Annotated in this window: 4 protein-coding genes; 2 read left to right on the forward strand and 2 right to left on the reverse strand. The window is 68.1% G+C overall.

The features are described 5' to 3' along the window. The first annotated feature begins 66 nt into the window (after positions 1 to 66). Entirely contained in the window at positions 67 to 3,633 is a 3,567-nt protein-coding gene (metH, locus tag U9979_RS12265) for a methionine synthase (protein ID WP_416220048.1), read from the forward strand. A 38-nt stretch (positions 3,634 to 3,671) separates the two neighbouring features. Further along, entirely contained in the window at positions 3,672 to 4,400 is a 729-nt protein-coding gene (locus tag U9979_RS12270) for an HAD family phosphatase (protein ID WP_322779492.1), read from the forward strand. A 22-nt stretch (positions 4,401 to 4,422) separates the two neighbouring features. Here U9979_RS12270 and U9979_RS12275 read toward each other — a convergent pair whose 3' ends face one another. Further along, positions 4,423 to 6,963, reverse strand: coding sequence for an ABC transporter permease (locus tag U9979_RS12275; RefSeq protein ID WP_322779493.1), 2,541 nt, complete (start codon positions 6,961 to 6,963; stop codon positions 4,423 to 4,425). Between the two features lie 3 nt (positions 6,964 to 6,966). After that, on the reverse strand, positions 6,967 to 7,932 hold the full coding sequence (locus U9979_RS12280) for an ABC transporter ATP-binding protein (RefSeq protein WP_416220046.1): 966 nt from the start codon (positions 7,930 to 7,932) through the stop codon (positions 6,967 to 6,969). Positions 7,933 to 8,037 lie beyond the last annotated feature (105 nt).

Here is an 8,037-nt window from a genome sequence, read left to right on the forward strand (position 1 = left end):
GGCGGGCAGCAGACCACAGCTGCGCCGACCAGGAGGTCGGTAACCCGGGCAAACCCGATGACGACTATGAGTCGTCACCACGATCGGCACGGGCACGCCCGGTACGCTTCCCAGGTGCGAGCCGACCTGTTTTCCGCCTTGGCCGAACGCGTGCTGGTAGCCGACGGTGCCATGGGAACGATGCTGCAGGCCGCCGATCTGAGTCTCGACGACTTCCAGGGTCACGAAGGCTGCAACGAGATTCTGAACGTGACGCGTCCAGACGTGGTGCGGGCAGTACACGACGCCTACTTCGCTGTCGGGTGTGACGCAGTCGAGACGAACACCTTCGGAGCTAACCTCGCCAATCTCGGAGAGTACGGCATCGCTGACCGTATCGGGGAACTGGCGCAGGCGGGTGCCCGGATAGCCCGTGAGGCTGCCGACTTCTGGAGCACGACCGACCGGCCTCGCTTCGTCCTCGGTTCGGTGGGCCCTGGAACGAAGCTGCCCACCTTGGGACACATCGCCTACCCACCGCTGCGGGACGCCTATCAGCGCCAGGTCGCCGGGTTGCTCGCGGGGGGCGTCGACGCCGTCCTGGTGGAGACCGCGCAGGACCTTCTGCAGGCCAAAGCCGCGATCATCGGAGCGCGCCGCGCGATGGCCGCCGCTGATCGTCGGGTTGTCGTCATCGCGCAGGTCACCGTGGAGCTGACCGGGTCGATGCTGCTGGGCTCGGAGATCGCCGCCGCGCTCACCGCGCTCGAGCCGCTCGGCATCGACCTGATCGGCCTGAACTGCGCGACCGGACCCACCGAGATGAGCGAACACCTGCGTCACCTGGCCCGGCACGCCCGAATCGGGCTTTCGGTCATGCCGAACGCCGGTCTGCCCACGCTTGGCCGTGACGGCGCCACCTACCCGCTGACCCCGGCCGAACTCGCCGACGCGCTTGACACCTTCACCCGTGACTACGGCGCCGTACTGGTCGGCGGTTGCTGCGGAACCACCCCCGAGCATCTGCGTCAGGTTGTCGAGCGCGTCGCCGGACGAGCCGTCACGCCACGGCGGCCGGCCGTTGACGCCGCCGCGGCCTCGCTCTACCAGGCCGTGCCGTTCCGGCAGGACAATTCGGTGCTGATGGTGGGTGAGCGCACCAACACCAACGGTTCCAGGGCTTTCCGCGACGCGCTGATCGACAGCCGCTGGGATGACGTCGTGGAGATCGCCCGCGCCGCCACCCGTGAGGGCGCGCACATGATCGACGTCTGTGTGGACTACGTCGGCCGGGACGGCACGGTCGACATGCGGGAGGTTGCCAGCCGCTATGCCACCGCGTCCACGTTGCCGGTGATGCTCGACTCCACCGAACCCCCGGTCATCGAGGCGGGGCTGGAATGCCTCGGCGGACGCTGCGTGGTGAACTCGGTCAACTTCGAGGACGGCGACGGCCCCGGCTCCCGGTTCGCCACCGTGATGCCGATCATCCGCGAACACGGCGCGGCCGTCGTCGCACTCTGCATCGACGAAGAAGGCCAGGCCCGGACCGTCGAGTGGAAGGTGCAGGTCGCGCAACGGCTGATCGCCCAGCTGACCGGGCAGTGGGGGATGCACGAGTCCGACATCCTCATCGACGCCCTGACCTTCACCCTCGGTACCGGGCAGGAGGAGTCGCGCGGCGACGGGATTGCCACCATCGAGGCGATCCGCGAGATCAAACGGCGCCATCCCGACGTGCAGACCATCCTCGGGCTGTCCAACATCTCCTTCGGTCTGAAGCCGGCCGCCCGGGTGGTGCTCAACTCGGTGTTCCTGACCGAGTGCGTCGAAGCCGGCCTGGACGCGGCGATCGTGCACGCCTCCAAGATCCTTCCGATGGCGCGCATCCCGGATACCCAGCGTGAGGTCGCCCTCGACCTGGTCTACGACCGGCGCCGGGACGGCTACGATCCGCTGACCCGGTTCCTGGACCTGTTCGAGGGTGTCGAGGGCCATGTCGGCGGGCCGACCCGGGCCGAGGAACTGGCCGCGCTGCCGCTCGACGAACGACTCCAGCGGCGGATCATCGACGGTGAACGGACCGGGCTGGAGGCCGACCTCGACGAGGCGATGCGCTCCCGGGATCCGCTGGCGATCATCAACGAGACCCTGCTGGGCGGCATGAAAGTCGTCGGTGACCTGTTCGGCTCCGGGCAGATGCAGCTGCCGTTCGTCCTGGCGTCGGCCGAGGTCATGAAGGCCGCGGTCGCCTATCTCGAGCCGCACATGGAGAAGTCCGACAGCCGGGGCAAGGGCACCCTGGTACTCGCCACGGTCAAGGGCGACGTCCACGACATCGGCAAGAACCTCGTCGACATCATCCTGTCCAACAACGGCTACACGGTTGTCAACCTCGGGATCAAGCAGCCGATCGCGGCAATCCTGGACGCGGCGGCCGAGCAGCACGCCGACGCGATCGGCATGTCCGGGCTGCTGGTGAAATCCACCGTGGTCATGAAGGAGAACCTCGCGGAGATGAACACCCGCGGGGTGGCGGCCACCTGGCCGGTGCTGCTCGGCGGCGCCGCGCTTACCCGAGCCTACGTCGAAGGAGACCTGGCGCAGCTCTACGAGGGCGAGGTCCGCTACGCGCGGGACGCCTTCGAGGGCCTGTCCCTCATGGACGCGGTCATGGCGGCCAAGCGAGGCCAGGCACCGCCGCTCGCCGATGACCCGCGCATGGCCGAACGCCGGGCCCGCCGGGAGCGCACCGAACGGATCAAGGCTGCCAGGACAGCGGCCCGGGCTGAGGAGCCCGTGGCCGAGCTGCCGCCGCGTTCGGACGTGGCGACCGACAACCCCGTGCCGGTGCCGCCGTTCTGGGGGGACCGGATCGTCAAGGGCATCCCACTGGCCGACTACGCCTCCTTCCTCGACGAGCGGGCGACATTCCTCGGCCAGTGGGGACTACGCGGCGCCCGCGGTGGCGAGGGCCCCTCCTACGAGGAGCTGGTGGAGACGCAGGGACGCCCCCGGCTGCGGATGTGGCTCGACCGCATCGTCTCCGAGCAGATGCTGGAAGCCGCCGTCGTGTACGGCTACTTCCCGTGTGTCAGCAAGGGTGAGGATCTGATCGTCCTGTCCGCTGACGGTGATGAACGGGCCCGCTTCAGCTTTCCGCGCCAGCGCCGGGACCGCCGGCTGTGTCTGGCCGACTTCTACCGGTCGGAGGAAGCCGGCGAGGTGGACGTCGTCCCCTTTATGATCATCACCATGGGCCGGCGGATCAGCGCGGTCACGGCCGAGCTCTTCGCCGCCGACTCCTACCGGGAGTACCTGGAGCTGCACGGGCTGTCGGTCCAGCTCACCGAGGCGCTGACCGAGTACTGGCACAAGCGGGTCCGCTCCGAACTGCTGCTGCCCGATGGCACTCCCGCCGGTGCCGCCGATGCCCACGATCTGGCCGGGGTCCTCCGGCAGAACTACCGTGGGTCCCGTTACTCCTTCGGCTACCCGGCCTGCCCCGACCTGGAGCAGCAGGTCGGGGTGTTCGACCTGCTGGATCCGGGACGGGTCGGTGTCGAGCTGTCCGAGGAGTTCCAGCTCGTGCCGGAACAGTCCACGTCGGCGATCATCGCGCACCACCCCGAGGCCAAGTACTTCGCCACCTGATAGTTCGCCACGCTCACCCGACCTGATATGCAGGTCGGGTGAGCGTTGACGATGGTGTTGCGGCCGTCCTGTTCGACATGGACGGTCTGCTGGTTGACACCGAACCACTCTGGACGGTGGCAGAGCACGAACTGGCGGAAAGCCTCGGTGGCCGGTTCACCCCGGAGATCAAGACGGCGATGATCGGGCACGGGATCGACACGGCCGTGCCGCTCATGCTCTCGATGCTCGAGGTACCGGACGCGGACCCGGACGCGGCCGCCCGCTTCCTGGTCAAGCGGACCGCCGAGCTGTTCGGCGAGCCCGGCCGGATCGTCCCGATGCCGGGTTCCATCGCGCTGCTGGATGCGCTGGCTGCGGCGGGGATCCCGACCGCACTGGTGTCGTCGTCGTTCCGCGTGCTGATGGATCCCGTCCTCGCCGCGATCGGCCTCGACCGGTTCGCGGTGACGGTCGCCGGCGACGAGGTCAGCCTGCGCAAGCCGCATCCGGAGCCGTACCTGACGGCGGCGAGCCTCCTGGGCGTGGTGCCAGCTCGGTGTGTGGTCCTCGAGGACAGTGAGGCTGGCGCGCGTGCCGGCCTCGACGCGGGCTGCGCGACGGTTCTCGTCCCGTCCTTCCCGATGGCCGCGCCGTCCGCGGCCATCGCCGGGGCGACCGTTGTGGCGAGCCTGCGCGAGGTCACCGTGGGGCTACTCGACGGGCTGGTTTCGCCGTCCGCGGGCAGCGTGCGGTACCGGGATGCGGACGGCGTCGACCTGGTGTGATGCGTGCCGGGGTGATGCGTGATCAGGTTGTCGAGATCGCCCGCAGGATGTCCATCTTCGCGGCCCGACGGGCCGGGAAGATGGCAGCCAGGACACCGAGCAGGCCACCCATGATCACGACGAGGACGACCGTCCACAGCGGGTAGGCGAAGGTGTTGATGCCCTGGTCCTTGAGGGCGCGGGTCAACGCCCAGCCGAAGAAGCTGCCGACGACGACGCCGAGGAGCGCTCCGAAGACGGCGATCACCACTGCCTCCAGGCGCACCATCCTGCGCAGCTGACGTCTGCTCATGCCGACCGCGCGCAACAGCCCGATCTCCCGGGTCCGTTCGATCACGGAGAGGGCCAACGTGTTGACGATCCCGAACAACGCGATGACGACGGCGAGGGCCAGCAGGACGTAGACGAGGCCCAGAAACTGGTCGACCTGCTTCTCCTGCTGCCGGACGAACTCGGACTGGTCGCGTACCGCCACGTTCGGGTAGGCCTTGGCGACGGAGTCGATCTCCTTCCGAACGTCGGCGATGTTCGCGTTCGACGCGATCCTGACCATGACGAAGATGTCGAGATCGGAGTTGTAATGCCGGCTGAACTCACTCAGGGCGACGAGGTACTTGCCAGCGACCTGGCTTTTCTTGTACGTCCCGGCGAGGGTGAGGGTGGTCGGGCCATCCGGGAAAACCACCGGAACCTGCTGACCCACGACGAGCCCGTCAGCCGTCACCGTGTCGCTGTCCATGATGATTGTTCCGTTGCCGAGCTTGGCGATATCCCCGTTGACCTGTCGCAACGCGAGCAGCTGCGGCAGGGCAACCGGGTCACCCGCCAGGATGGTCCCCTTCTTCCCCTTGATCTGGGCCACGTCCGACCGCAGGCCTGTGACGAGCTCGATGCCTGGTTTACCCCGCAGAGACTGGGCGATGTCGGGGCTGAACCCCTGACCGAAACCGGACCCGGCCAGGTAGAAGTCCGCACCCAGACTGTTGCTGACGGTCTCCTTGACGGAATCCTTGATGGACGCACCGAGCACCGCGAACGCGCTGACCAGCGCCAGGCCGATCATCAACGCGGATGCCGTCGAGGCGCTCCGGCGTGGATTACGCATGGCGTTCTCGCGTCCGAGGCGGCCGGTGGCGCCGAACAGAACCGGCAGCGGACTGCCGATGAACCTGGTGATGGGCCGCGCGAGCAGCGGCGAGAGAGTCGCGATGCCGAGGAAGCACAGTCCGGCACCGATGCCGACCACCGCCGCCCCGGACTTCCCGGTGACGGCGGCCAGCCCATAGACGAGGAGCAACGCACCGATACCCGCCAGGGCGCCACCGGCGATACCACGGGAGCGCAGGGAACGCGCGGGTAGGACGAAGGATTCGCGCATCGCCGCCACCGGTGGGACCGACGCGGCTTTGCGCGCGGGGATGAAGGCGGCGACCGCCGTGACGACAACGCCGACAGCGTAGGCGACAATGATCGTTCGGGGTCGGAACACCAACCCCCCGCCGGGTAGTGACACCCCGATCGCCGCGATCGCGACTCGCAACAGAAGGGCCAGAACCGCGCCGAACGCCAGTCCTACCGTCGCGCCGACGAACCCGACGATGCCCGCCTCAAGCTGGACCGCGAGCTGGACCTGGCGCCGGCTGGCGCCCAGCGCCCGCAGCAACGCAAGCTCCCGGACCCGCTGGGCCACCAGCATCGTGAAGGTGTTGAAAATGATGAAGGCACCCACGAAGACCGAGATCCCCGCGAACACCAGCAGGAACGTGGAGAAACCGCCGATGGCCTTCTGGATCGCGTTCGCGTTCTCGTCGGCCAGCTGTTTGCCGGTGATTGCCTCGACACCCGCGGGCAGCACCCCGGCAACCCGGTCGCGAAGCTCGGTCTGGGACAGGCCGTCGACGGCGGCTATGCTGATCGAGGTGAACTCGTCCGGGGCGAGCAGGACGCGCTGCGCGGTAGCGGTGTCGAAAGCGATCACCGTGGCACCCCCGACGCTGTCCTGCCCCGCCAGCCGGAATGTCCCGACCAGGGTGTAAACAGCCGGTGCGCCCTTGGTCAACACGGTCACCCGATCGCCCAGCTGCAGGCCCGCCTTGTCCGCGCTGCTCTTGTCGATCACGAACTCCTGGCCGTGTGGCGCCCGACCCGCGGCGACCTCGACCGCGGATACCGGAGTACCACCCTTCCAGCTGGTGCCGATCCCAGGTGCACCGCCGGTGTCGAGCACCTTGCCGGTACGGGGGTTGACGAAAACGGCCGTTCCGTTCACATCGCCGACGGCCGTCCGTACGCCGGGCACGCCCTTGACCACGTCCAGCAGGGAGCTGGGAACAGGCCGGCTGGAGCTGTTCCCAGCGGGATTCTCGTCCACCGCGTTGATCGCACGAACCGACACGCTGATATTCCTGGTGGCGTTGGCGAACAGCGTGTCGAACGTCTGGTTGAGGGTATCGGTGAGTACCAGCGTGCCGGTGACGAAACTGACCCCGGCCACGACCGCGAGAGCGGAGAGCAGCAGCCGGAGCTTGCGGGCCAGCAGACTCTTCAGGGTGGTGCGCAGCATCGGTCAGGCCCTGCCCGACGATCCGTAGCCGGCGGCTTCGTCGAGGGCTTCGTCGACGGCTTCGTCGAGACCTACGCCCTCGTCCTGCCAGGGTTGCCGGCCACCCCAGTCCGAACGGTCGCCGTCCTCGGCGTCGGCCTCCTGCTGGAGCTGATCGAGGTGCTTCATCCGGTCGAGGACGCTTTCGGCGGTCGGGTTCGGCATCGAGTCGACAAGCCTTCCGTCGACGAGGAAGACGACCTCATCGGAGAACGAAGCCGCGGTGGGATCGTGGGTGACCATCACGACGGTCTGACCGAGCTCGCGCACGGAGCGTTGGAGAAACGACAGCACCTCGGCTCCGGACCTGGAGTCCAGGTTGCCGGTGGGTTCATCGGCGAAGACGATATCCGGCCGGGTCACCAATGCGCGGGCACACGCGACCCGCTGCTGCTGACCGCCGGACAGCTCCGACGGGCGGTGGCTCAGGCGCGGTGCGAGCCCGACGGCGTCGACCACCTGCGCCATCCACTCGCGGTCGGGCTTGCGGCCGGCGATGTCGAGGGGAAGCGTGATGTTCTCGGCTGCGGTCAGCGTCGGCAACAGGTTGAACTGCTGGAACACGAAGCCGATGCGGTCACGGCGAAGCTGGGTGAGCGCCTTGTCCGACAACCGCGACAGGTCCACGGCGCCGATGAAGACCTGGCCCCGGGTCACGGTGTCAAGACCGGCCAGGCAATGCATCAACGTCGACTTGCCCGACCCGGACGGCCCCATGATCGCGGTAAACCGCCCGCGGGGGAAGGAAACGTCGATATCGCGCAGTGCGGTCACCGCGGTCTGTCCGGATCCATAAATCTTGACCAAACCGGCGGCCCGCGCCGCGGCAATCACGTCCGACCCCGTACCGCCCGTGGCGTGAGTCGGATCCGAGGACCCCACCGGCCCGGCGGAGGGATCAGCGCCGGAGCTCCGGCCCGCTCGGCTCATGGAAAAAGCTCCTTTCGAAAGGCACGGTCATCCTGTCGTCCCCGGTACTGTCCCACCCGCGACCGCCCGTCCCGTCGACCGCTCCAACGGTGCTCGATCAGAGGT

Origin of the sequence: Protofrankia sp. Cas4, from assembly GCF_963555915.1 — a bacterium.
In the GTDB taxonomy this organism is placed as follows: Bacteria; Actinomycetota; Actinomycetes; order Frankiales; family Frankiaceae; genus Protofrankia.

Bases quoted from the DNA above. Each gene is read 5' to 3' on its own strand.
- metH (WP_416220048.1), top strand. From the start codon at position 67: ATGAGTCGTCACCACGATCGGCACGGGCACGCCCGGTACGCTTCCCAG.
- U9979_RS12275 (WP_322779493.1), bottom strand. From the start codon at position 6,963: ATGCTGCGCACCACCCTGAAGAGTCTGCTGGCCCGCAAGCTCCGGCTG.
- U9979_RS12280 (WP_416220046.1), bottom strand. From the start codon at position 7,932: ATGAGCCGAGCGGGCCGGAGCTCCGGCGCTGATCCCTCCGCCGGGCCG.